At 52.6% G+C, this 25,357-nt stretch carries 19 protein-coding genes and 4 pseudogenes; 2 read left to right on the top strand and 21 right to left on the bottom strand.

Going from position 1 to position 25,357, the window contains the following annotated elements:
* Positions 1–104 precede the first annotated feature (104 nt).
* Positions 105–713 (bottom strand): annotated as a pseudogene (locus tag PM3016_RS41525) (glycosyl hydrolase family 28-related protein); the annotation flags it as partial.
* A gap of 95 nt (positions 714–808) precedes the next feature.
* Here PM3016_RS41525 and PM3016_RS30985 point away from each other — a divergent pair.
* Entirely contained in the window at positions 809–2,392 is a 1,584-nt protein-coding gene (locus PM3016_RS30985; RefSeq protein WP_013920380.1) for a right-handed parallel beta-helix repeat-containing protein, read from the top strand.
* A 90-nt stretch (positions 2,393–2,482) separates the two neighbouring features.
* On the opposite strand, the gene PM3016_RS30990 is transcribed toward PM3016_RS30985, so the two are convergent.
* The 7 genes and pseudogenes from PM3016_RS30990 to PM3016_RS41530 all read right to left on the bottom strand — a co-directional run.
* Entirely contained in the window at positions 2,483–3,445 is a 963-nt protein-coding gene (locus PM3016_RS30990; protein WP_014372127.1) for a Kelch repeat-containing protein, read from the bottom strand.
* Positions 3,446–3,716: 271 nt separating this feature from the next.
* Entirely contained in the window at positions 3,717–4,604 is an 888-nt protein-coding gene (locus PM3016_RS30995) for a hypothetical protein (RefSeq protein ID WP_014372128.1), read from the bottom strand.
* Complete coding sequence (locus PM3016_RS31000) at positions 4,579–6,045, bottom strand: MBOAT family O-acyltransferase (protein WP_236628574.1); 1,467 nt, start codon at positions 6,043–6,045, stop codon at positions 4,579–4,581. The genes PM3016_RS30995 and PM3016_RS31000 overlap by 26 nt, the downstream gene beginning before the upstream one ends.
* 222 nt (positions 6,046–6,267) lie before the next feature.
* A complete protein-coding gene (locus tag PM3016_RS40970) occupies positions 6,268–6,810 on the bottom strand; it encodes an acyltransferase (RefSeq protein ID WP_014372129.1) in 543 nt (180 codons plus the stop codon).
* A gap of 90 nt (positions 6,811–6,900) precedes the next feature.
* Positions 6,901–7,875 (bottom strand): polysaccharide pyruvyl transferase family protein, encoded by a 975-nt coding sequence (locus PM3016_RS31010; protein WP_013920385.1) that lies wholly within the window; start codon positions 7,873–7,875, stop codon positions 6,901–6,903.
* Positions 7,841–9,145 (bottom strand): lipopolysaccharide biosynthesis protein, encoded by a 1,305-nt coding sequence (locus PM3016_RS31015; protein WP_238540367.1) that lies wholly within the window; start codon positions 9,143–9,145, stop codon positions 7,841–7,843. The genes PM3016_RS31010 and PM3016_RS31015 overlap by 35 nt, the downstream gene beginning before the upstream one ends.
* A gap of 356 nt (positions 9,146–9,501) precedes the next feature.
* A pseudogene (locus PM3016_RS41530) lies at positions 9,502–9,606 on the bottom strand (acyltransferase); the annotation flags it as partial.
* 516 nt (positions 9,607–10,122) lie between these two features.
* On the opposite strand from PM3016_RS41530, the gene PM3016_RS31025 reads away from it, so the two are divergent.
* Entirely contained in the window at positions 10,123–10,965 is an 843-nt protein-coding gene (locus tag PM3016_RS31025; protein WP_014372132.1) for a right-handed parallel beta-helix repeat-containing protein, read from the top strand.
* A gap of 420 nt (positions 10,966–11,385) precedes the next feature.
* Here the strand turns inward: PM3016_RS31025 and PM3016_RS31030 are convergent, their stop codons facing one another.
* From PM3016_RS31030 to PM3016_RS31090, 13 genes and pseudogenes are all read right to left on the bottom strand, one after another.
* On the bottom strand, positions 11,386–12,282 hold the full coding sequence (locus PM3016_RS31030) for a glycosyltransferase (protein ID WP_013920386.1): 897 nt from the start codon (positions 12,280–12,282) through the stop codon (positions 11,386–11,388).
* Between the two features lie 27 nt (positions 12,283–12,309).
* Positions 12,310–13,689, bottom strand: coding sequence for a sugar phosphate nucleotidyltransferase (locus PM3016_RS31035; protein ID WP_013920387.1), 1,380 nt, complete (start codon positions 13,687–13,689; stop codon positions 12,310–12,312).
* A gap of 26 nt (positions 13,690–13,715) precedes the next feature.
* The gene (locus PM3016_RS31040; protein WP_014372133.1) at positions 13,716–15,044 is read right to left on the bottom strand and encodes a UDP-glucose dehydrogenase family protein; all 1,329 of its coding nucleotides are present in this window, start codon (positions 15,042–15,044) and stop codon (positions 13,716–13,718) included.
* 32 nt (positions 15,045–15,076) lie between these two features.
* Positions 15,077–15,982: a glycosyltransferase gene (locus tag PM3016_RS31045; protein ID WP_014372134.1), complete on the bottom strand. Its 906-nt coding sequence runs from the start codon at positions 15,980–15,982 to the stop codon at positions 15,077–15,079.
* A 314-nt stretch (positions 15,983–16,296) separates the two neighbouring features.
* Positions 16,297–16,917: pseudogene (locus PM3016_RS40475) on the bottom strand (sugar transferase); the annotation flags it as partial.
* A 93-nt stretch (positions 16,918–17,010) separates the two neighbouring features.
* Positions 17,011–18,090 (bottom strand): annotated as a pseudogene (locus PM3016_RS41220) (O-antigen ligase family protein); the annotation flags it as partial.
* 39 nt (positions 18,091–18,129) lie between these two features.
* Positions 18,130–19,389, bottom strand: a complete 1,260-nt coding sequence (locus PM3016_RS31060) for a glycosyltransferase (protein WP_014372136.1) — start codon at positions 19,387–19,389, stop codon at positions 18,130–18,132.
* A 20-nt stretch (positions 19,390–19,409) separates the two neighbouring features.
* The gene (locus PM3016_RS31065; protein ID WP_014372137.1) at positions 19,410–20,105 is read right to left on the bottom strand and encodes a sugar transferase; all 696 of its coding nucleotides are present in this window, start codon (positions 20,103–20,105) and stop codon (positions 19,410–19,412) included.
* A gap of 12 nt (positions 20,106–20,117) precedes the next feature.
* Positions 20,118–21,008, bottom strand: coding sequence for a UTP--glucose-1-phosphate uridylyltransferase GalU (gene galU, locus PM3016_RS31070; RefSeq protein ID WP_013920394.1), 891 nt, complete (start codon positions 21,006–21,008; stop codon positions 20,118–20,120).
* A 462-nt stretch (positions 21,009–21,470) separates the two neighbouring features.
* Entirely contained in the window at positions 21,471–22,211 is a 741-nt protein-coding gene (locus tag PM3016_RS31075) for a YveK family protein (protein WP_013920395.1), read from the bottom strand.
* A 189-nt stretch (positions 22,212–22,400) separates the two neighbouring features.
* Positions 22,401–23,636 (bottom strand): glycosyltransferase family 4 protein, encoded by a 1,236-nt coding sequence (locus PM3016_RS31080; protein ID WP_014372138.1) that lies wholly within the window; start codon positions 23,634–23,636, stop codon positions 22,401–22,403.
* 2 nt (positions 23,637–23,638) lie between these two features.
* Positions 23,639–24,199, bottom strand: a complete 561-nt coding sequence (locus PM3016_RS31085; protein WP_014372139.1) for a WcaF family extracellular polysaccharide biosynthesis acetyltransferase — start codon at positions 24,197–24,199, stop codon at positions 23,639–23,641.
* Positions 24,168–25,346, bottom strand: coding sequence for a glycosyltransferase (locus PM3016_RS31090; RefSeq protein WP_014372140.1), 1,179 nt, complete (start codon positions 25,344–25,346; stop codon positions 24,168–24,170). The genes PM3016_RS31085 and PM3016_RS31090 overlap by 32 nt, the downstream gene beginning before the upstream one ends.
* Positions 25,347–25,357: the final 11 nt, after the last annotated feature.

Genomic DNA, 25,357 nt, shown 5'->3' on the forward strand with positions numbered 1-25,357 from the left:
CCGGAAATCGGACTGTTGATTTCGATCGCATCACCGTAAATATCAATAAACCGGTTGCCGATAATCTTCAAATCTTCGAGATCGTCGGCATTATAGTTCGTGAGCACCCCATAGGTTACCGCTTCGAAGATGCAGTCCTGAATCAGGATATGCTTGATCCCCTTGGCGTTCATGTCGATGGCCTGGGTTTTCACACCCGTAAATTTGCAGGAACGGATCTCAATGTGCTTGGCATTGCGGGCCAGATTGATATTGTAGCCGGCATTCTGGTTCAGGTTCTCGAGCCAAAGCTCCTCCACCGACACATTGCTGCCGTCGATGCTGATCATGCCCACTTCACTGTTGTCCGGCTTGACCAGTTTGGCATTGCCCTTCAGCACCGTATTGCTGCCGACGAACAGCCGCGAGGAGATCAGATAAGTGCCGGCAGGAAGATACACCGTTCCCCCGCCCGCCTTCTTGCATGCCTCGATGGCCTTCTGAATGGCCGGCTGGTCGTTCGTCGTACCGTTCCCGGCCGCACCGTATTTCATCACGTTATAAACATCATCTTCTACAGCAGCGCTTGCGGCTGCCGGAACGGGAGCAAGCCATTTGCTTGTTGCCAGGGAGAGCCCGCCAAGTCCGATCATGCTGAGGATTGCTCTTCTGGTCAGCTTCTGGTTATCGTTTTTCACTTTATTATCCCACCCAACATATGGTAGTCCCTTCATCGTATAGTATTTACTATCGGAGCATATGCTCAATCACTTTAGGTTAATTTTTGCATACTATGAATAGTAATTTGAAATTAGGGAGGTGATTGCATATGGACTATACGGTAGAGAATGTTCGGGACCCTAAATATGGTGCCTTGGGAGACGGAAATCGCGACGATACATCCGCTATCAATAGAGCTCTGCGCGCGGTGGAAGCCAGCGGCGGCGGAATTGTATATTTGCCCCAAGGCGCGTATAAGATTTCAGGAGTCCTGGCAATTGGATCAAACACCATCGTACGCGGTGCCGGACCCGGAACGGTTATTTTCAACAGCAACCCGGCTAACGTTACGATTCTTCAGATTAACGGCAACCATACCGCCGTGGAAGAGCTGACCGTCCGGTATGATACGCCTCAAGTAGGGATTGGCATCTTCTGGGCTGCCAATACCATGCATACCCGGATCAGCAAGTGCACGTTCACCGGGGCAACCGCACAAGCCGTGTATCTAGACAGACCCGGCATTCAACATGTTTCGGTTACGGACTGCCGGTTTGATGGGGTCATCTATGGTATTCTTACAAATCTTAATGCGAACGACTTGACGGACCTGCGCATTATGAACAACCATTTTGTCAATATCAGCGGTGATGCGATCGAAATCAACAGTCCCATTCAAATGATGGGCGTCAACCGCGAACCGTTCGATGCGGCCTACAATATCTCGATCCACGGAAACTACATCTCCTGTCCCCCTGAACTCTCCTCCACTGTCAACGCCGGCTTCGGAATCGGTATTGCCGGCGGAACCTATATCTCCATCACGGGCAACATCATTGCCAACTGCCGCCAGCAGGGCATCCATATTGAAGACAACGCCTCCCACATCAACATCACCGGCAATACGATCCATGATATTGGAAGCAATCCCGACCTGGCCACGAACTCCGGGATTTATGTGATTCACAGCGATTATCTGACGATAAGCAGCAACACCTTTCGCAAATGCGGCGATTATGGGATTCACCTCGACTTCAGCGCGAATGAACAAGTGAATGAAGTCGTGGTGACGAGCAATCTGATTACGGAATGCAGCAGCGGCGGAATCCGGATCACCGGGGATACGTTCAGCGATTTTCATGTTGCGGACAATATCGTCAACCGCAACGGAGGCAGCGGACTGAGCATCGCCGGCCAGCCCATCGGACTCAAAGTGCTCAATAATACCTTCCGCAACAACGCCGCGTACGGCATCCAGCTGGTGAACGGCGGATTTCTCAGTGAATTCTCCGGCAACAGTCTCTACAGCAATAACTTGGGACCGGTCTTTTTTGAGACGGCGCCGCCTAGAATCCCTGTCCCCATGAGGGATCAAAACAATTATGTAACGGCTGTGGTAAATGGAAGCTACACGCCCTGGGTAGACGCACTCTCCCTCGGCAAAGCGGCCGAAGGTCTGCTTTACATCGTTGCCAAGCAGGGCCCCCTCAGCAAGACGGACCTGTACCGGGTGGTCTGGAACGGTACTGCCCTGACGATTACCAAGATCAGACAGGATTACGTCGGAGCGATCGATCTGGTGACCCCCAAGATGAGAGGATCCTTCTTACAGGTGCAGGCTTACCGTCCCTCATCCACCGGAACTGTAGTCGAATTCTCCGTACAGTTCTTCGGAACGATATTGTTAGGCTGAATATCCTGAACATACACTTTCCCTAACATATAAAAAAGGCGAAGGCTCCTGGGTCCAGGCACCTTCGCTTTGGTTTGCTGAATTCTTCAATTAACGGGCCGGCCATGTGATGGATTCCACCGCCGACAGCGGAACATCCCTGTAACCGCCGATCAGTACCAGGGAAGATTCCCCTAAGGAAATCACCCCGGGCTGGTTCCGGTTGCCGAGCTCCGATGCCGGAACAGGACTCCATCCGTTCACCTCCGGCACGTACACATCGCCCAGTACTTCCTGCCGGCCGCCTCCCAGAACGAACCACTGGCCGCCGATCACTACGGAGGCTGCATGCATTCTCGGCGTGGCCATCGACGCGCTCGTGCTCCATGTCTGAGCTGTGAAGTCATAGGAGATCACCGAGCTCATCGGCCTGACGGCCCCGTATGCATTAGGTGCACCGCCGGCAATCATCAACCTGTCGTTCACAATGGCTGCCGTGTGCCCGAACCTTGGGGCCGGCATAGCTGCCACCTTCTCCCGCTTGCCTGTCCCCGGATCGAACGTGAAGACCGTATCCAGCGTAACGCCGGAATTATGGTAGCCTCCTGAGATCAGGACCTGCCCCTTCCATACCGTCACGGCAGGCTCATAAATATCAAGCACCACATCGGGCAGTATGGTCCATTGGTCCTTGCCCGGATCGTAGTATTGAACCGGAATCGGTGTCCCAGTAAGGGGCTCGTATCCTGCAATTACATACAAAAGTTCATGATATACCGCCGTCTTGAGATGCACTCCCGGCTGTGGAAGATCGGCCTTCTTCAACCACTGGTTGCTCGCCGGGTCATATGCTTCTACAGTCGCGGTATAGCCTCTCTCCGAATCGTCTTCCCCGCCAACCGAATAGATCAAATTCCCCAGTCGTTCCACTCCCTGCCCGTACCTCGCATGGCTCATCGATGCTTTCTTCTCCCAATCCCCTTCAGCCCAAGCGGTACTTGTGCTGAAAACCGTGGCAAATTGAAGAATGAGTAATAATAGGACCGTATAAAGGCGATTGGAATACTTCTTCATGGTGCAGCCCCTTTCACTTCGCTGTTCTCGTTGATCCTGCTTGCCGGGTAGGAGTAGGTTGCGGAAAGTCTTGCTATTTAAACTGTATGCGGTCTTACCAGAGTTAGTCCTACTTGGGGGCAACATCATAATAGTACAATACCCCAGGAGTATCCAAGCGAAACAGCAGCCGTCTCTCCTCAGCCCATAATGGACCTAAGTCCTACAACAACACCATTCAAGGGCTGTATCAGGGAGGTATGACTCATTATATGATACACTATGTAGCGAGTCAAGAACCACTCTGTATCTTTTTTCCTAAATGTTCCTTTAGAAAAGCAGCATATTTCCGGGCCGAATCGCCGGTCATATGAATGCCGTCCCCCGTCTCGTACTCATCCGGGTTAGGCGTCTGTGCCCAATCATAACGGTCTTTGGGGAACTCCGCTTCCCAATGCTTGCGCAGGGCCGTGGAGCGGACGGACTCGTGCAGGCTGCGGTGTGAAGGAGGCTCGAACAGCACCACCTGCACTCCCTTGGCACGCAGCGTATCAACGGCCTGCTTCAGCTCGCCCGTGACGGCCTGCAGCTGCTTCGGGTCAGGCGCCTTGGCATGGTCTGCCGCGTGTCTGGCCAGCTCCGAAGCGAGAATGTCAGGGTCGACAGGGCCTCCGGCCTCCGGTTCCTTCCCCGATCCTCCCTTGATCCATTCCTTGAAAAGAATCACGGGCTGATATTCGGTCCGGAAGGCGGCGAACGTGCTCTTGGCCCCGCCCAGCACCGGTGAGGTCAGCTTCTGGATGAATTCCTTATCCTGACCCCGGAGCAGCGTATCGTTCATCTCGACAAATACGGTGGAAGGAAGCGCCCCTTTGCTCTGCAGAATAACCTGCAGGCCCGTCAGGGCTCCGCCGCCTGCAAAAGCGATATTGGAATAGTCCGTACCTAGATATTCGGGCAGCAGGCGGTAAGCCATGGAGGAACCTGTGACTACAGATTTGACAGGCTCTGCCGCATACAGATACCGTTCCGCCTTAATGACGTTATTCTGCCATTGGTTGGTTCCGCTTCCTCCATGGACGACCCCCGTACCGACAAAGGCAACGTAGCCCACGGTAAGGACAAGAAAGGAAGCGAACGACTGCACGATCAGCTTAGAACTGGAAGTAGATGAATTCACCGGCATCCCCACTATTTAACAGAATGAAGAACAGCATCACTGCGTAGAACAGAGGCTCCAGCCTGCGTCCCCAGGCCTGACCTTTGCTTTGGCGGATCAAATAAACCATATGGTACACAATCACCGGCAGGGAGTAAATCAGGATATACAGCACCTTGCCGAAATCGATCCCCCGGTGGAAGTTGGTTGCTATAGAACTCACATAGAGAATAACATGATGAAACTCCGGAAGCTTGAAGAGCAGCCATCCGATCGTTACAAAGGTAAATACCAACAGCATATACAAACCCTTCAGGAAAGGCGTGCTCCAATGCTTCTCGGCTGCCGCTTCGCTTGTTGCGGCAATCCGTCCGGCCACCTCCGGCGGAATCGTGCCGAGTCCCGCCGTTTTGGTTTTTCTTTTCTTCAGCCAGGTCTGCACCGCCCGCTCAATCGCCAGCGCACCACCGTGCCAGGCTCCCCAGATCGCGTAGCTCCAAGCCGCCCCGTGCCAGAGACCGCCGAGCACCATGACGAGGAACAGGTTGATATACGTCCGGGTTTTGCCTTTGCGGTTGCCTCCGAGCGCAATATACAAGTATTCCTTCAGCCAGGTGGACAGCGAGATATGCCAGCGTCTCCAGAACTCCCCGAGAGAAGTCGAGATATACGGGAAATTGAAGTTATGCGGCATGCGGTAGCCGAAGAGCGCAGCCAGGCCGAGAGCAATCAGTGAGTAGCCCGCGAAATCCGCAAAGATCTGCATCGAATAGCCGAACAGCATCGCTGCGAGCGTCACGCTCGATTCCAGCTGAAAATACGGATACGCGATCCAGAAGGTCTGATCTTTCATATTGTCCGCCACGACCATCTTCAGAAAATAGCCCATGGTCAGCAGCTTAAAGGCGCTGTCCCAAGGGATATCCCGCATCAGCTTGCGCTTGATCTGCGGCAGGAAGTCATAGGCCTTGACGATCGGCCCGGCCACAAGCTGCGGGAAGAACGCTTTAAAGAAGGTAATGATAAAGAGATGCTTGCCAAAGTTTTTCTCGATGGAGATGCGACCCTCGCCCTTTTGTTTTTCCCTGTAAACATCAACCACCAGGCTGATTCCTTGAAAGGTGAAGAAGGAGATTCCGAGCGGAAGCGGCAGCCCCGATAACCAAAGGGCGATATCGCCTTCATGCCCGAACAGCGATTGATACACCAGACTGGAGTATTTGAAGAAAGCCAGGATCGCCAGATTGACGACAACCCCGAGTGAAGCCCAAAGAAGCCTTTGCTCCTTCCTCCCGTAGAACACGCCGTAACTGGAGACTGCGTTAATGAGAATCGAGAGCATGAGCAGCAGCAGTAATACAGGCTGATGGTATCCATAGAATACCAAACTGGCGGCAATCAAGATCGGGATCTGCAGCTTCTGCAGAGCAGGAATATAGTACAACCCGAAAGTTATGAGCAAGAGTACAAAAAACTCCCAGCTGTTAAACAGCATATTACATGCCTCTCCTTAGACTGAAGCGGCCGGCCGGCACGCCCAGAAATTAAGATAAAAACAGCTATCCCGCAAAAAAACCGCCGCCTCAATCCATACGTCCACCATCTGCCCCCAAGACACCGAAAGGAAAACGAATCCTGATCTATCGCGCGCTTCACGGGAAACCGGTTATCCCACGCTTTATATTTATTTCCACCCGCCGATGGGTTTGATCACTTTGGCCGGCGAGCCCGCCACCACACAGCCCGGCGGCACATCTTTCGTTACAACGGAGCCGGCTGCAACAACCGCCCCATCCCCAATCGTAACCCCCTTGAGGATTATCGCCTTACAGCCGATCCAGACGCGGTCCCCGATCTTGACCGGAGCCGTTGACGGCATGCCGTCAATCGCATGAAAGTCCGTGTCCATGATCGACACGTCCCAGGAAATCGCGCAGTGACTGCCGATGGAGACGCGCTCCTTGGACATGATCTCTGTCCGCCGGTTCACATAGGTGTAATCCCCAATGGAGATCTCCGCCCCCGGCGCATCCAGATAGAAACCCACATCCTGAAACAGCATGACCTTGCGTCCAATTCTTAGTGTTGTTCCACTGGCCCCGCTGCGGGTTACTTTCCCGCAGACGCGCAGCCAAGGCCCACAGGACTCCGTCCGGAAGCGGAAGAGGAATCCCAGGCCGATACGGTAAGCGTATCTTACATACTGCTTTACAGATCTTTTCGACATATCTTTTTCTCTCTTCTCTCTCTTCTCAGTACTAAGCCCCTACTGTTGCACAAATGAAAAAAAGGAGGGCATTGCCTGCCCTCCTTCTCTTTAAGCCAAATCGCTCTTGGCGTCGTTGACATGAAGCTGAGCCGTCTTGATGGGGTGGGTCCACGTGTAGTAGTAACTCGAGTTCTTGCCGTACGAATTGTCTATAAGGATGTTCTGCTTATCCATCAGGCAGGACAGGATGTGCCCGTGAAGCCTGGACGTCTTGATCACCCGGTACGAGCTGAACAGCTCAATGGCCTTCTTCAGCAGGTAATCCGTGTAGTTGTACCAGAGGGCGCCTACCGGCAGGCTGTTGCCGGCCATACGCTTCACCGTGTACATCTTCGAGAACAGCTTGGCTACCTTGTTATCGAATGGGGTGAAGAGCGTCTGCCAGTCGAGCGTATCGGCCGGGCTTCCCACTTCAAGGTTCGCCTGCCCGTTGCCTGCCTCCACGTCCGTACGCAGGAAGTAGAGCGTATCCTTCTGCGTCTGCTTCGGATTGGCAATCGGCCAGAGCTGGTGAGCCATGTCCGGGGAGAGGTATACGTTGCAGCCGGTGAACTTCGTCAGTGCCAGTTCATAGCACAGCGTATCCCTTAAGTACACGTGAAGATCACGGTGCTTGTTGAAGATGGCTGCGGTCTTGTCGTATTCCTTCTCACTCTTGTAGAAGATCGTCTGCGGCATCACCACGATGCGGTGGTTAGGGTAGTTCTTGATAACCATCTCACGCAGTCTCTGGTGAGCCGGGTAGATGTCGCCGAAGTTTCCGCCGCCGTGCAGAACGATGATGCAGTCCGAAGGGATATCGGTGCCTTCCTTGAAATCAAGCACGCTGTATCTGGCGCGCACGTTGATGTTGTAATCCTTGAAGAATTCCTCCGTGCCCTTCATGATCAGCATGTCGCCGCCGTTGCTGTGAACGGGATAGTCAAGGTAAAACACGTTCGACCCGCGAGGGATTACGTTCAAAATATCCTTCAGCTTTTCCTTCAATTCATCCATTGGATGAATGGCTTTCGTGCTTTTCATGAGGACGATCTCCTTTACCCGATATCTTTTGTTTTATCGTCTGGACCATAAAGGTGTAGTCACCCTTATCAAAAACAATGCTCCGAAGAGGAACCTTAAATACCCGCGGAATCTGGAACAGGGTAATGGCAAGCCGCACCACGGCCCCGATCACCAGGGCCAGGGAAAGACCGAACAGCCCGTACATCGGCGCGAGGACGAAGAAGAGCGCCACAGTAATGCTGATCGCAATCAGTTGCCGGATCAGTACGAGGTCCGGACGCCCCATGGCGTTGAAGGAAGATGCAAGCACCCAGGACCCTCCGCCGATGATGCATTCGATCGACAGGAGGTAGAAGGTCGAGCTCGCTTCCAGAAACTCGGGACCGAAGAGCAGCCCGAGCATGAATTTGCCGATGATCATACTCGGCACCACCACAATGGCCATGACCGTCATCGAGATCCGGAAGGCGCGTGCGACCAGCCGGATAATCTTGTCATGCTCCATTCCGGTTACCTTCGGGAACATTACGTTGCTGATGGCCGTCTGGACCGTATTGAACACCCGCGAAAGCGCGAAGACGACCGAATACAATCCGAAGTCCCGGGGGGTCAGCAGCGCTACGATAATGATCTTATCGAATTGATTGTACAGCGTCCCCAGCAGCTCCATCGCATACACTTTCATGCCGTAACCGAACAGCGGTTTGACGGCGGTCCGGTCGATCGGATTCCCCCTCAGCCCCATGGAGACATAAGGTCTCAGGCTGACAACGGAATAAGTGACGACAAGCAGGGTGGTCAGGAGAAAAATATTCGTGGAGGAGGTCAAAGACAAGGAACCCAGCAGCCACAGTACAATCAAGCCGATGACGTTAAACAGCGGCACATTCAGCCGGATGCCGTTGTAAATATTGAATTTGTCGAGGCTCTGGGCAATCGCTGACAGCAGATTGACCGCCAGCAGCAGAGGAACCGTCAATACCGTATAGTATTGGGCCAGCCGCACCGCCGTAGCGGAATATTCGCTGAGCCAGATCGGCAATCCGAACCAGGCCACCACTCCGGCCAGTATACTCACCGGAATCTGGAACAGAATCGAGAGCCGGAGGTAATCCGAAGCCCGGCTACTGTCCTGTTTTAAATTGTAGATTAAAGATGTCGGCAGACCGAAGCCGATACATCCGGCGATGAAGGTCGGCCAGAACAGAATGGCGGATAATTCACCTTTGCCTTCCACCCCCAGCATGCGGGCTGTAATGATGGAAGTTAACGTCGTGATCAACAGCATCGAGAAATTGGTAAGAGCAGCAGCAGTAATACAGGCTGATGGTATCCATAGAATACCAAACTGGCGGCAATCAAGATCGGGATCTGCAGCTTCTGCAGAGCAGGAATATAGTACAACCCGAAAGTTATGAGCAAGAGTACAAAAAACTCCCAGCTGTTAAACAGCATATTACATGCCTCTCCTTAGACTGAAGCGGCCGGCCGGCACGCCCAGAAATTAAGATAAAAACAGCTATCCCGCAAAAAAACCGCCGCCTCAATCCATACGTCCACCATCTGCCCCCAAGACACCGAAAGGAAAACGAATCCTGATCTATCGCGCGCTTCACGGGAAACCGGTTATCCCACGCTTTATATTTATTTCCACCCGCCGATGGGTTTGATCACTTTGGCCGGCGAGCCCGCCACCACACAGCCCGGCGGCACATCTTTCGTTACAACGGAGCCGGCTGCAACAACCTCTCTCCGAATCGTCTTCCCCACCAACCGAATAGATCAAATTCCCCAGTCGTTCCACTCCCTGCCCGTACCTCGCATGGCTCATCGATGCTTTCTTCTCCCAATCCCCTTCAGCCCAAGCGGTACTTGTGCTGAAAACCGTGGCAAATTGAAGAATGAGTAATAATAGGACCGTATAAAGGCGATTGGAATACTTCTTCATGGTGCAGCCCCTTTCACTTCGCTGTTCTCGTTGATCCTGCTTGCCGGGTAGGAGTAGGTTGCGGAAAGTCTTGCTATTTAAACTGTATGCGGTCTTACCAGAGTTAGTCCTACTTGGGGGCAACATCATAATAGTACAATACCCCAGGAGTATCCAAGCGAAACAGCAGCCGTCTCTCCTCAGCCCATAATGGACCTAAGTCCTACAACAACACCATTCAAGGGCCCATCGTACGCGGTGCCGGACCCGGAACGGTTATTTTCAACAGCAACCCGGCTAACGTTACGATTCTTCAGATTAACGGCAACCATACCGCCGTGGAAGAGCTGACCGTCCGGTATGATACGCCTCAAGTAGGGATTGGCATCTTCTGGGCTGCCAATACCATGCATACCCGGATCAGCAAGTGCACGTTCACCGGGGCAACCGCACAAGCCGTGTATCTAGACAGACCCGGCATTCAACATGTTTCGGTTACGGACTGCCGGTTTGATGGGGTCATCTATGGTATTCTTACAAATCTTAATGCGAACGACTTGACGGACCTGCGCATTATGAACAACCATTTTGTCAATATCAGCGGTGATGCGATCGAAATCAACAGTCCCATTCAAATGATGGGCGTCAACCGCGAACCGTTCGATGCGGCCTACAATATCTCGATCCACGGAAACTACATCTCCTGTCCCCCTGAACTCTCCTCCACTGTCAACGCCGGCTTCGGAATCGGTATTGCCGGCGGAACCTATATCTCCATCACGGGCAACATCATTGCCAACTGCCGCCAGCAGGGCATCCATATTGAAGACAACGCCTCCCACATCAACATCACCGGCAATACGATCCATGATATTGGAAGCAATCCCGACCTGGCCACGAACTCCGGGATTTATGTGATTCACAGCGATTATCTGACGATAAGCAGCAACACCTTTCGCAAATGCGGCGATTATGGGATTCACCTCGACTTCAGCGCGAATGAACAAGTGAATGAAGTCGTGGTGACGAGCAATCTGATTACGGAATGCAGCAGCGGCGGAATCCGGATCACCGGGGATACGTTCAGCGATTTTCATGTTGCGGACAATATCGTCAACCGCAACGGAGGCAGCGGACTATCTGATAACACGCCAGGAAGATTACACGGATTTAGGCTCTGATTACTTTGAGAAGCGAAAGCAAGACGCCATTGTCAGACAGACGGTTCGAAAGTTAGAAAACTTAGGATACTCTGTTACTTTGGCCACTACCGAAGTATCTTAGTTCTGAAATAACATCATTACTTGGAGGAAGACGCAGCTTTTAAAAAATTGAAGCAGCTGCGCCTAGTTTCGTGCTGCCTTTTTAGGCTATACGCTATGAGTTATTTTCAGGGTAGCTTTGAGCTTAAGAATAGTACCAGCCATCCCCTTTCCCTGGAACACCTTTTTAATTATCATTACGCTCATAGCCGGCATCTCCAAAAACTTGCTGTCCCGTTATCTATAGTACTCACCCATCCGAACGATACATTTCGTATCGATATCTATATATTTATACAATACATTCCGGAGACCGTCAACGTTTTGGCCGTTCGCTCGCTATGCTCCCTTGTACGTGCGAAGTACGCCTGCTATCGCTCCGTTCCCGTAAAGGATCTTGACCATCAGCTTCACTCTGCTTCTCACATTGAAGAACGAGAAGAGCAGTCCCACTCCAGCCAGGGCGATCTTGACATTGGACTTCAGGAACACGTTCGTCTTCTTCTCCGAGCGGATCGCGTCACTTACACCCTGCCAATAAATGCGGCGCAGGAACCACTTTTTCGTCGAGCGGTCCTTTGCAATTTTATGTTTGACGGGCGCGTTAGGCGTGTAATACACCTTGTACTTTTGACGGAGCCGGCCGATCAATTCACTTTCCTCGTTGGACAGCAGGTTCGTTCCCACACGCCCCAGGTCCACGCGGAAAGGCTTGAATTCCTTGAACATGCTCAGCCGGAACGCCACATTCGCGCCGAATGGGATCGCCGGAGCTTTCATTTCGGTGAGCTTGTCGGAATAATCCAGGACCGTGTACAGCGTCTTATACTCATGGGGCAGCCAATCAGGCTCTCCGCCTTCCCAGATCGGATCGATGCGTCCGCCCACGACCCCAACCAGCGGATCGCTCTCAAATACATCGAGAAGACCCTTGATCCACTGCTTGCTCGCAATCGCGTCATCGTCCAGGAAGAGGATGTATTCCCCTCTGGCCTCACTCATAGCCCTATTGCGCGCATAGGACAATCCCAGATTCTCTTCATAGATGTATCGAACTTGGGATGGATGAGATTCGCTAAATTTACCCACGAGCTCTGCCGTATGATCCGTCGAGCGGTTATCCACAACAATGATCTCGAATGCTTCCGGGTCAAAATCCTGATCCAATCCACTCCTGATCGCCAGTTCCAGATCATTCGCTCTGTTGTACGTGCAGATGGCAATGGTTGCCTTCATCGAACTCTCTCCAATTCCTTAGGATTCTTAGACCGGTTTGCTTTGTTCCATGATCTCGGACCATTCGAGATACAGACGGATGTTGTCCTCTTCCACGAGCTCGCTGCCTCTTTGCACCTCGATATACTCGAGGTCCGTGATGGCGCGGATGGCGTGGCGGCCGCCGACCGGAATGACGAGCACATCTCCCGCTTTGACTTTACGGTAGTTCTCATCGAGAATGAATTCACCCTCGCCCGATACGATCGTCCATACTTCGCTGCGCTTCAGGTGAAGCTGGTAGCTGATGTTTTTGCCGGCTTGAATGCACATGCGCTTGGTCAGGATCTCCTGGCCTTCGGCAAACTTTTTATAGTCGAGTACGCGGTAAGAACCCCAGCGTCTTTCTTCGTACATCGGACGCTGTTCCATGTTCTTCAGCATATCCTTTATTTTAGGGCTCGCATTCTTCTCGGTTACCAGAATGCCGTCCGGGCTAGTCGCAACCACAACGTTATCGAGTCCAAGCACGACAACGGGAATATCCAGCTCGTTCACGAGGTGGGTATTGGTCGAGCATGGGGAGATCAGGCCTTTCCCGATCTGATCGGTGTCCATCTGCTCGGTCAGCGTGTTCCATGTGCCAAGGTCCTTCCAGTAACCGTCATAGGCGGTCACGACGAGCTTCTCGGCTTTTTCTACGATTTCGTAGTCGAAGCTGATTTTGGTCATCTTGTCATACTGCTTGACCATTTCCTCATATTGAATCGGGTAGCCTTTGTTGATCAGGTGGTTGATCATGTAATCCAGCTTGAAGGCGAATACGCCGCAGTTCCACAGAGCGCTGTTCTCGATGAGGGCCTTCGCCGTCTCTTCGTCCGGCTTCTCCGTAAAGCGGTCCACCACGTGGTAATCCGTAGCGCCCACTTTGGCCTCGCTGCCGTTCTTCGGAACGATATAGCCGTACTTCTCCGACGGATAGGTTGGCGTTACCCCCATCAGCGCCAGGTCGGCATTCGTGCTCAGGACAAGCTGCTCCAGCTCATTGATCTTGTTGAAGAATGCTTCATCCACGTAAGGGTCAACCGGCAGAATCGTCACCACTTCATTCAGGCTCACGCCTACGATGGAGTACAGGTACGTAGCGGCCAAGGCAATCGCAGGGAACGTGTCTCTGCGCTCCGGCTCTACGATGATCGGTGCGGAGCCGAGCTGGCTCTGGATCATCTCCACTTGGGCTTTGCTTGTCGCCACATAGGCCGATTCGGACAATCCGGCTGCTCCGAGCTGGCGCCATACGCGCTGCACCATGGACTCCATTTCATTCTCCGGATTGACCAGGACTTTCAGGAACTGCTTCGATCTGGAATCGTTGGACAGGGGCCACAGACGTTTACCGGATCCTCCGGATAACAATACGAGTTTCATGCTATCACTCCCTCTATCTATTTTTATTAGTTGTTTACAGGTTCTCTATAGTGTCTCGTCATGCTCGGACGGCCGACAGAGTAGTAGCTGAAGTTGGTTTTTTCGATCTGTTCTTTGGAAAACACGTTACGTCCGTCGATCAGGATCGGCTGCTTCATCAGGGCTTCCGCCTGGATCAGGTCGACATTCTTGAATTCATCCCACTCGGTCAGCAGGCAGACCGCATCGCAGCCTGTTGCCACTTCGTAAGGCTCATCGCACCATTCGATCGACGCATGCTGGACGACACGTTTGAAGTTCGGCATCGCAATCGGGTCATACACGCGGATGCGTGCTCCCGCCGCAACGAGGGCTTCCACGATGTCGATAGCCGGCGCATCACGGATATCGTCCGTGTTGGGCTTGAATGCCAGGCCCCAGATGCCGATGGTGCGGTCCTTGAGATCGCCGAGCGATTCCTTCAGCTTCGCAATGACGTTGAAGCGCTGATCGGTATTGACGTCGACGACGGCTTTCAGAAGCTTGAACTCATAGTTGACATTCCCGGCAATTTGGATGAGGGCGCCTGTGTCTTTAGGGAAGCAGGAACCGCCATAACCGATACCGGCCTGCAGGAACGAAGAACCGATCCGCTTGTCATAGCCCATCCCGACGGCTACCTTGGTCACGTCCGCGCCCACCTTCTCGCAGATGTTGGCAATCTCGTTGATGAACGAGATCTTCGTCGCGAGGAAGGCGTTGGAAGCATATTTGATCATCTCAGCGCTGCGGATGTCCGTAATGATGATGTTGTCGGTCAGCGGCTGGTGCAGGCGGGTAATCTGCTCCTGGGCTTTCGGGCTGTCGGAACCGATGATGATCCGGTCCGGGTTCAGCGTGTCCTTGATCGCGGAGCCTTCTCTCAGGAATTCCGGAACGGAGACGACATCGAACGGATGCGCGGTCAGTTCGGAGATAATGCCCTTGATTCGCTCGTTGGTTCCAACCGGCACGGTGCTCTTCGTCATGACGATCTTGTAGCCGTTCATCGCAAGAGCGATATCGCGGGCTACCTGATCGACATACTGCAGATCGGCTTCCCCATTCGGAAGAGGCGGTGTTCCTACGGCGATGATAATGATCTCGGAGTTCTCCACCGGTTCGGTCAGATTATCGGAGAACGAAAGTCTGCCCTCTTTGGTGTTCTTCTCGATGAGCTCTTCGATGCCCGGCTCGTAGATCGGCACCTCACCGCGGTTCAGGCTGTCGATTTTCGCCTTGATTTTATCCACGCATACGACTTCATTCCCAAGTTCGGCAAAGCAAACGCCGGAGACCAAGCCAACATAACCCGTACCAATCACAGTGATTTTCATGAAGCCACCCTCTATCCTTTTGTTTTTGTATTTTAGCCTTTGTCTAATGCCCTGCTGATGCTCGGAGCAGGCCGGTTCTGATAAATCTCGCTGAGCTGCATCGCAATGTTCTTCCAATCCAGCCGGGCCAGAATATGCTCATAAACGGGCTCCACTTGGTCCGGATCCACCTTCTGTACCTTCTTCATGGCGTCCTCCAGAAGCTCCCCTTTGCTCGGATCGTAGATGGAAGCAATCTCCGGAGTGAAATACTCGTCTACGAACGGGGTTTTCGGAATGACGATCGGCTTCTTGAAGCTCAGAGCCAGGATTGCCGATCCCGAAGTCGTTATCTCCTGGAACGGAAGGACGAAGGAATCGCACATGGAGATGATGTCGGCCACTTCTTCATCCGGGATGAAGCGCAGATCCATGACGATGTTCTGCTGCCCCTGATACCGGGACAGAACCTCCTCCATCTCTTTGGACGGCTTGCCCGCGACCACCAGGTAAGTGTTCGCGCTCTTGATCCGGTTGAAGGATTCGACGAGCTGCTGCACTCCTTTGTAAGGCTTGATCGCTCCGATGAAGAGATACACATAGCCATCCTCGGGAATGCCGTAGATCTCACGGTAGTTCTTTCCTTGGTGCCCGTAGACCCCTTGGTAGTGGCCGTGCGGGATCACCGCAATCTTATCCGGCTTGACGCCGAACTCTTTGACAACCTCCAGATTGCGCGGATAATAGAACAGGTCCGTAGGCTTGCCGAAGACGGCCAGCTGTCCGAACAGCACGGTAGCGCCGGCCGCTTCGTACTTGGCCACGTAAGGACTCGGACCGGGAAGCAGTACGAATGCGCGGTAACGCGACCGGTCGAGTCCCTCCACCAGCTGCAGCAGCACCGTATCCACGCCGCCGACCTGGCTGGCATAAGGCTGAATATATAAGATATGCTTCATGAGACCCTCCCCCTTCCCGGGTAAACGTATGACTTGCTTCTATGGCCCGGCCACCGGAGTCCGCGGCTCCTGCCACACGATTCTTTGCTCCAATGGCAGTTCACCCGGCTTCGGCTTCTTCTTGTAAGCGGCCATCAGCATGATATCTCGAGCAGCAAACTGTACTTCTCTATCGATTGTTCCTTCTTCAGATAGGATTCGAGGTAAGTCCTCCCATTCAGTCCCATTCGGCGAAGTTCGGCGGAATCTGTCACTGCCATGGCCTCGATGCATGCGGTGATGCCCCGGTAATCCTGCGGTTCGACAACATATCCCGACTCGCTCTCCCCCAACAGTACCTTCACCGTTTTTAAGATGATCTTTATATCAAAGAACAAATTGCGGTTTGCGATGTACTTCAAATCCAGTTCGACCATTTCTTCGAATCCGAGCTGGCTTCTTCCGCTAACCTGCCAGAGCCCAGTGCAGCCGGGCGTAACGGAGAGACGCTGTTTGTGGTAGTTCGAATACTCTTTCACTTCCCGCGGAAGCGGCGGACGCGGACCGACAAGGCTCATGTCGCCTCTCAGCACATTCCACAGCTGCGGAAGCTCATCCAAGCTGGTTTTACGGATAAAACGGCCGATTCTTGTAATCCGCGGGTCGTTTTTCATTTTGAACATATGACCGCTGACTTCATTCTGGCTGAGCAGCTGGGCAAGCAGTTCTTCCGCATTCGAGACCATGGAACGGAATTTGAACATGTGGAACAGCGCTTCGTTCTTGCCTACACGCTGCTGTTTGAAAAATACGGGGCCTTTCGGGTCTTCAAGCTTGATGAGAATCGCGACCTTCACCGGTACCAATGGAAGCCCCGGTTCAGTTGCGAAGAATCCGCCGCGGATCAATCCGATCAACAGCCAAAAATCAATAAAAGCGTACGAATCAAAGTTCATAACCGACGACAGGCAGATGGCAAATACGAATTTGCTGTACTGTGTCGTGCAGCTCTGCTTGAAGATGGACACCAGGAATCCGAAGAACAGTACGACCCCGATGAAGCCTTCTTCACTGAAAAGCTTGGCGTACAGGTTCCTCGAAGTGGCCATCTCCGGCGTGCGAAGCACCATGTCGCTGACTTCGCGGAACTTCAGCCCCACATCGAAATACTGAAGCAGGGTGTCGGCGAATTCCCTGTAGTAGAACCCACCGCCCATACCCGTCAGCGGATGTCTGGCGAACTCGATGAAGCCGATGACCGGGAAGACAAACCGGACAAAGAAGGAATTGTCCGTTCTCATCAAGTAGTCGAGGCTCATGTTATCCAGATTGAACCGGTGGGTGTAATACCCGCTTACCCCAAACGTCTTGATGAGGAAAGGAACCAGAACAAAGATGAACGAGAACATCAGACCCATAATGACGAGCATCTTAAGGCGCTGCTTACTGTTAATCAGCATGTAGATAAAGAAGGCGATCAGGATAACAGCGTAGGCGTAGGCGGAGAACGTCATAATGAGCAGCAGGGCTAAAGCGATAACCATCCATGACCTCTTGTTCTGCTTGTCGTACAGAAAGTAGATCAGAAGCCCGCCGGTAATCATATGCAAGGCCGCCCAGGAGGGCTCGCCCGACAGCATCTGAATCCGGTTGTGGTATACCTGCTCGGAGAACAGCGAGGTAAGTGCTTTGGAGAACCCGTTGTGAACGAAGAAGGCATCGAAGAACTGCATGAAACCGGCTAGAATGGCTGGGACAAATGCAATCATTAATGCTTTGTTCAGGGTCTGGGTACCGGCAGCCTGCTCCTTGATGTGCCGTCCCGCATACATGGCCACTCGATAGATCGAGATCCCGATGACCAGCGTGATCATATGCTCCATACTGCTGGACAAATCATTATAAACGGCTGCCTTGATTAAGGAATTGCTGCAGCTGTAGATGAAGAACGCGATGAGAAAGATATCGCCCTGATGAAACCGGAATCTTTCGAACAGCATCAGCACGGAAGCTGCAAACAGCGGAAACATTGCTATCGGCCGATATACCGAAAACTCGAAATAAGGCAAACTGTCGTAGGTCAATACGGCAATCCCTATAAAAAATAAGGAAAAGATGAGCGATTTCATCAGAGGCACCACACTTGTATTCTCAAATTTCTGTTGCTGCTAGACCAGGATCAGCTGCAGTTTCTCCTTCGTTACCGTACTGCTGAAGTGCTGGGACACGTAATCGATCGAGTTCTTGGACATCGAATGATTCATCTCCGCATTGTTCAGAAGCTGAAGGATGTGCTGGACCATTTCCTCGTCATTCTCGCTGATAAACAAATCTTTCCGGTGGCTCGCATTGATGCCTTCGCTGCCTATGGCATTGGTTACAACCGGAATGCCCCAGGACATGGCTTCGACGATCTTCGTCTTGATGCCCGTACCGAAGAGCAGCGGAGCAATCATCAGTGCCGAATCCATCACGGTCTTCTTAACATCATTCACTTCCCCCGTGACAATAACGTCTGGATACTGCTTTTCGAGCTGAAGCACCTCTCTGGTCGGATTCTTCCCGACAATGTAGAATTTCGCATCCGGCTGGTGCTTCTTGACTTTCGGCCAAATCTTCTCGCAGAAGTAAAAGACTGCGGAGCAGTTATGCGGAATATCCATTTTACCGACGAATACGATTTTGTTCGGATCGTACTGGCGTGCCCCAACACTACCGTCTGCGGCAATCGGATCAATCTTCATCGGAATGCCGTGGCACGACTCATGCCGCACGATATCCTTGAAGTGTTCCGCTTCCTTCGGAGAGGTGAAGATCAAGTGATCGAACCGTGCGGCCACCGATTGCTCATACTTCTCAAGCAGCCGGCTCTCGAGACGGATCAAAGCCTTCTGAATGAACTTCAGCTCCGCCGCTCCGCGTGCGAACTTGGGCAGCTTGTCGGCAAATCCGCCGAACACGGAAGGAATGTACTTGAACCACTCCAGCTGCCGCTGATAGCGCAGGGACAGCAGATCGTCGTAGCTCAGGATTGTCTTCGCGGGATGCTTCTCCGTATACTCGGCAACACGCACCATATCGTAGATAACGTAAGCGGGATTCTCTTTTTGGATCGTCTTGGCAATCAGCTTGTGGTTTTTCTTGCTGTAGTAGACTGATACCTGAAGAGGCCACTTGCGGAGAAGGAGCGAATAGACCAGCGCATTGTAGACCTTCTCGAAGAAACCCGGCGAATCGATGGTAATGATTCTGTCGATAAGCTTCGGCTTGGCGCTCAGGTACTTCGGATCATCCACAAAGGAGATGTTGATAATCTCGCTGTCCGGATGAATCTCCTTGATTTGGGTGAGATACTGGGAAAGCAGATTTTTTCGTCCATCGGTGTTGGGAAATGGAAGCCTGTTGGTAATAAATATGATTTTCTTCATTGGAGACCTCCGGTAAAATATCAAAATGCGTCTTTTGATCCCAACAGTACCTTCACCGTTTTTAAGATGATCTTTATATCAAAGAACAAATTGCGGTTTGCGATGTACTTCAAATCCAGTTCGACCATTTCTTCGAATCCGAGCTGGCTTCTTCCGCTAACCTGCCAGAGCCCAGTGCAGCCGGGCGTAACGGAGAGACGCTGTTTGTGGTAGTTCGAATACTCTTTCACTTCCCGCGGAAGCGGCGGACGCGGACCGACAAGGCTCATGTCGCCTCTCAGCACATTCCACAGCTGCGGAAGCTCATCCAAGCTGGTTTTACGGATAAAACGGCCGATTCTTGTAATCCGCGGGTCGTTTTTCATTTTGAACATATGACCGCTGACTTCATTCTGGCTGAGCAGCTGGGCAAGCAGTTCTTCCGCATTCGAGACCATGGAACGGAATTTGAACATGTGGAACAGCGCTTCGTTCTTGCCTACACGCTGCTGTTTGAAAAATACGGGGCCTTTCGGGTCTTCAAGCTTGATGAGAATCGCGAGGATGATAAAAAGTGGCGCTGTAATCACCAGACCGACGATAGCTCCTACGATGTCGATCATTCGCTTCATAGCCAGATACACATTATGCCCGTACCCCTGATTGATAGCGGCGGTTGAATAATATTCTCCGGATTCGAGGGCTTTGCCCTCTTCTGATAAATTCGGAACGCTCATTGGAATCCTCCTCTACCCGATTGTTTCGGCTGCTTCTTCTAGTGCGACCAGCTCTTCCAGTGCCTTCAAGAGCGGTTGGTTCAGCTCCTTGTTCTTCAGGGCAAAGTCCAGGTTCGTAAGAATGTATCCCAATTTCTCACCGACGTCGTATCTTACGCCGCTGTAGTTATACGCATAAACCTTCTCGATTTCGCTCAGCTTCTGGATCGCATCGGTCAGCTGGATTTCTCCGCCCGCTCCCGTCTCCTGCAGTGCCAGGAAATCGAAGATGCGCGGTGTCAGCACGTAACGGCCCATGATGGCCAGATTGGACGGCGCCTTGCCGAGCGGCGGCTTCTCCACCAGGTTCTGTACTTCATAGAGCCGGCCGTTTTTGGTGCCCGTATCGATAATGCCGTAACGCTGCGTCTCTTCCAGGGATACCGGCTGCACCCCGATCACGGAGCTCTGTGACTTCTCATATTCCTGGATCAGCTGCTTTAGGCACGGCGTATCCCCTTGTACGATGTCGTCCCCGAGCAGAACGGCGAACGGCTCGTCACCGATGAACCTTCTTGCGCACCAAATCGCGTGTCCGAGACCTTTCGGTTCTTTTTGACGGATGTAGTGAATTTCGACTCTGGCGGAACGCTGAACTTCGCGGAGCAGGTCGATCTTGCCCTTGTCCTCCAGGTTCTTCTCCAGCTCGAAGGCATGGTCGAAGTGGTCTTCGATCGCTCTCTTCCCTTTGCCCGTTACGATGATGAGATCCTCGATCCCCGAAGCGACGGCTTCTTCCACGATGTACTGGATCGTAGGCTTATCAATGACAGGAAGCATTTCTTTAGGCATGGCTTTGGTTGCAGGCAGAAAACGCGTGCCGAGACCCGCTGCGGGAATGATTGCTTTTCTTACTTTCTTCATGGTTTTCTACCTCCACTATTGTAGGCTCTGGGCCGATCCATACTATCTTTATCCACGATACGAATCGTATCATAAAAGATACCAGTTATGCTTTCTTACCGCTGGAACATAAAGCTGCACGTAGTGAAGCTCTACTCGGTGTGATGGTCCTTCTCGAGTCCGCCCTGATTCCAAATCCGCAGGCTGCGAGCGGCATATGCGATCACCCAGTCTCTCATGCATCAAGACTGCATAACTTGTGCTTCTATGAGGAGCCAACAGCGCCTTCCTTAAGAGGAACGCGGCTGCCGGTCAGTCTGCACTGCTTTGTAAGCATTCATGCAAACAGGGCATTGAACCCTTCCTCACGCCACACCCTTGACGACTCGCGTCTAAGGCTACGAAACCCACAGCATGGCCGAGTGCCTACAGTGATAAAGGTACAGTAGACATTACCTGATAAATGGAGAGATCCTTCAGGAACTACTGATTGGCTGCAACGGCCGGGGAGTCGGTACGATTGATCGTGGAAGTAGGCTTGCTTGAATTCATGTCCGTCTTCGTGGCCTTCATGATGACAGCCAGAGTCGGCAGCTGAAGGACGTGTTCCACATCCGCTTCGGTTCTGATCGTGTCGTCCATGTACTCAATAACAAATACTACGCCGGTTGCAAGAACCAGGGAGACGATCAACCCGATTAACGTATTGAGGATATGATTCGGTTTGACTGGGCTAGGATTGCTGATTGTCTTGGCTTCGTTCAATATGGTAACGTTGTCGACCTTCATAATTGGGGGGATTTCGGCTTTGAACACTTCCGCTACCGCATTGACGGTTTTGGCTGCGCGTTCGTAGGAGGTGTCTTGCATAATTAATGTCATTACCTGGGTGTTATTGACGGAGCTGACTTTGATCTTTCTCATCAGTTCTTCGGTGCTCAGTTTCAAGTCCGGGTATTGAGCGACGACCTTATCCATAATGGCCGGGGTGAGAATAATCTCTTTGTACGTATTGATGAGGCGGATGTTCATATCGATGCTTCCGACATTCAGTTCATCGTTGACGTCATTCGATTTGTTGACGATGATCTTGCTGGAAGCCTCATAAACCGGTTTGACGTAGTAGTAACTGAAAAAGCCTGATCCCACACTCGCGATAAGTACAAACGCTAGAATATACCATATTCGCTTGAGAATCATTTTGCCGTACTGCTTCAGTTCCATAATGGTCCTCCATCCGATTTGTGTATTTATTTTCATATATTTTCATAAAGCGACATGTCGAGATACGAAATGTATCGAAAACACACTTTAAATTTATGATACATAGTGTATCTTGTCAAGTATTTTTTGGAAATCCGACGCGGTTCCATGTCATTCTCGCTTATTCGAACCGGGACCGCGTTAGACACCTCAGATGCTCTCGAGCAGCAAACTGTACTTCTCTATCGATTGTTCCTTCTTCAGATAGGATTCGAGGTAAGTCCTCCCATTCAGTCCCATTCGGCGAAGTTCGGCGGAATCTGTCACTGCCATGGCCTCGATGCATGCGGTGATGCCCCGGTAATCCTGCGGTTCGACAACATATCCCGACTCGCTCTCCATAATCAGCCTGTGGGCTTCGCTGCCGTTCTCCAGGACGCCCAGAATGGGCTTGCCGGAGGCCATGACCCCATAGATCTTACTGGGCACAGAGACGCCTTTAATGCCCTTCTGGTTGACGACCAGGTGGACGTCGGCCGCATTCAGCGAGTAGCGGATGTAATCCTTCGGCTGGTACGGGAGGAAGAGGACGTTCTTCAGCCCATGCTCCTTCACGAACTGCTGCATCCTGCCCTTGACGGCCCCTTCACCGATAAAGACGAAGGCGACACGCTCGTCATCCGCAAAATGTTTGGTTACGGTGATGATATTCTCGAGATCGTAGTATAGACCTAAGTTCCCCGAATACATGACAATAAACCGGTCCGTCAGCCCGTTTTCCTCCAGGAAAGCGCGTACCTGAGGATGGTCCTTCGTCAGAGGCACGATCTCGTTCTCCTCGGTCCAGTTGTTGATGACGGAGTTATCCGGCACGCCGCGGTAGCCGAAGCGCTTGGCAAGCGTCTCCTGCATATCCCGTCCCACCGTGATGATATGGTCGGCCAGCTTGCAGTTGAGGTTATCGAGCCCCCGCGCGAGGCTGTACATCCATTTCATCTTCGTGAAGCTGACGGCTTCCGCCTGCTCCGGATTGAAGTCCTGAATATTGTAGACATGCTTGGTTCTCTTCAGGACCTTGCCGATGGTTCCTATCAGACCGCCGAGGATCGGAGGAGAAGAAATGGTATAGACAATGTCCGTCTTTTTCTCCATGAGCATAGCCCAGGTAGCCAGGAAGAAATAGCTGGTAATATAGCGAAGGCGGCTCCACTTGCTGCTTTTGTCAAGCACAGGGAGTTTGATTCTTACGATTCGAATATTCTCGAGATAGTCGGTGGCGAACCTCTCGGCCACCTCCGACTTCTGGCCTGCATACCCCGGCTGTGCAGCGATTACCGTAATATCGAATTTGTCCTGCAGATGCAGGCAGAGTGACGTCATCAATTGTCCCGTCGACGCGAAGTCCGGGTAAAAGTAATTGATCACAAATACGATTTTTTTCTTCATGGCTACCTCTTATCCTCGAATCTGTATTTCTTGAAGCGGGCCGGAGAACCGATATGTACCTCACCGGCTCCCACATCTTTCGTAACCGTACTGCAGGCGCCAACCACACCCATTTCGTGGATCGTAACGCCCGGATAAACAAAGGAACGGCTGGCCACCCAAGCGCCGTCCTTCAGCACAATCGGCTTCGTAATCAATCCGAAATTCGGATCGTCCATTCGATGTGAGCCCGTGCACAAGTAAGCCTGCTGTGACACCACGCAGTGGGCTCCGACCTCTATGCTGTCGAGACTGTAGAACTCCGCGTAATCCCCTACCCAGGAGTGCTCCCCAATGCTCACCTTCCACGGGTAGGTAAACCGGGCCGTGGATCTTACCCGCACTCCCGCTCCGATCCGGGCTCCGAAGAGTTTCAGCAGAAACCTCCGCCAGCCGTACATGTTGTGCAGCGAGAACCGGAACAGGCTGCCCTGAACCAGCCACCACAAGAGGACAACGATCCCGCTGCGTCCCCTGGAATAGCCGTCTTGATTATACAGATCTAGCCGTACTATATTTTTCATACGACTGCCATAGCTCCTCGTATATGTCGGTTGTTTTGCGTACGTAAACTTCTCTCGAGAACTCGACCTCTACCAGCTCGCGGGCTCTCTCGCCCATCGCCCGGTAATCCCCATCCATCACGCGCGCGATGCCATCGGCCAGCGTCTCATGATTTTCCGCAGGAACGAGCGCGCCGGTCGTCTCCCTGACCATCTCCGGCACTCCGCCAACATCGGTCGCCACGACGGGCAGACCCGCTCTCATCGCTTCGAGAATGACCGTAGGGAAGATGTCGTAGACGGAAGGCAGGACGAACAGGTCCGACTGCCGAAGGAGCTCAGGAACGTCCCTGCGCAGCCCCAGGAAGTGAAGCGTACCGTTCAGCCCGGCTCCCTCGGCCAGATCCATCAGCTTCTGCTTATAAGCCTTCTCGTGATCGAAGGCTACGTCCCCCACGATCAGGAAGTGATAAGGCCTTCCCTGCTTCTTGAGCCGGTCGGCAGCCTGAATAAAGTATTCCATTCCCTTCATCGGGGACAAGCGGGCCACGGCAATGACCACCTGCGCGTCGGCCGGAATGCCGAGCTCGCGGCGGATATCGCTGCCGCCCAGTGCGGCGAGTTCTTTTTTGAAGTCGATGCCGTTGTAGATCTTGAGCAGTTTGTCCGAGACCCGTGAGCCCCAGTTGAACATAATCTTGCTCCGCTCGCACAGGACGATGACCTTATCATTGAAATAGTGATTGAGGTACCCTACCGCCTGATATGCGAACAAGGGCCTGCGCGGAAGCTCATGAACGGTTTGCACCGCCGGCACGCGCATCAGCTTGGCCGCGATGTTGCCGCCCATCAGCTCCATTTTGTGCGAGTGCACGATATCGATCCGGTGTTCGCGGATTACCCGCATCACCGTGCGAACCGTGACCCACAGCTTAGCCAGATTGCGCGGATAATAGAACAGGTCCGTAGGCTTGCCGAAGACGGCCAGCTGTCCGAACAGCACGGTAGCGCCGGCCGCTTCGTACTTGGCCACGTAAGGACTCGGACCGGGAAGCAGTACGAATGCGCGGTAACGCGACCGGTCGAGTCCCTCCACCAGCTGCAGCAGCACCGTATCCACGCCGCCGACCTGGCTGGCATAAGGCTGAATATATAAGATATGCTTCATGAGACCCTCCC

It is taken from the genome of Paenibacillus mucilaginosus 3016 (genome assembly GCF_000250655.1).
Lineage (GTDB): Bacteria > Bacillota > Bacilli > Paenibacillales > NBRC-103111 > Paenibacillus_G > Paenibacillus_G mucilaginosus.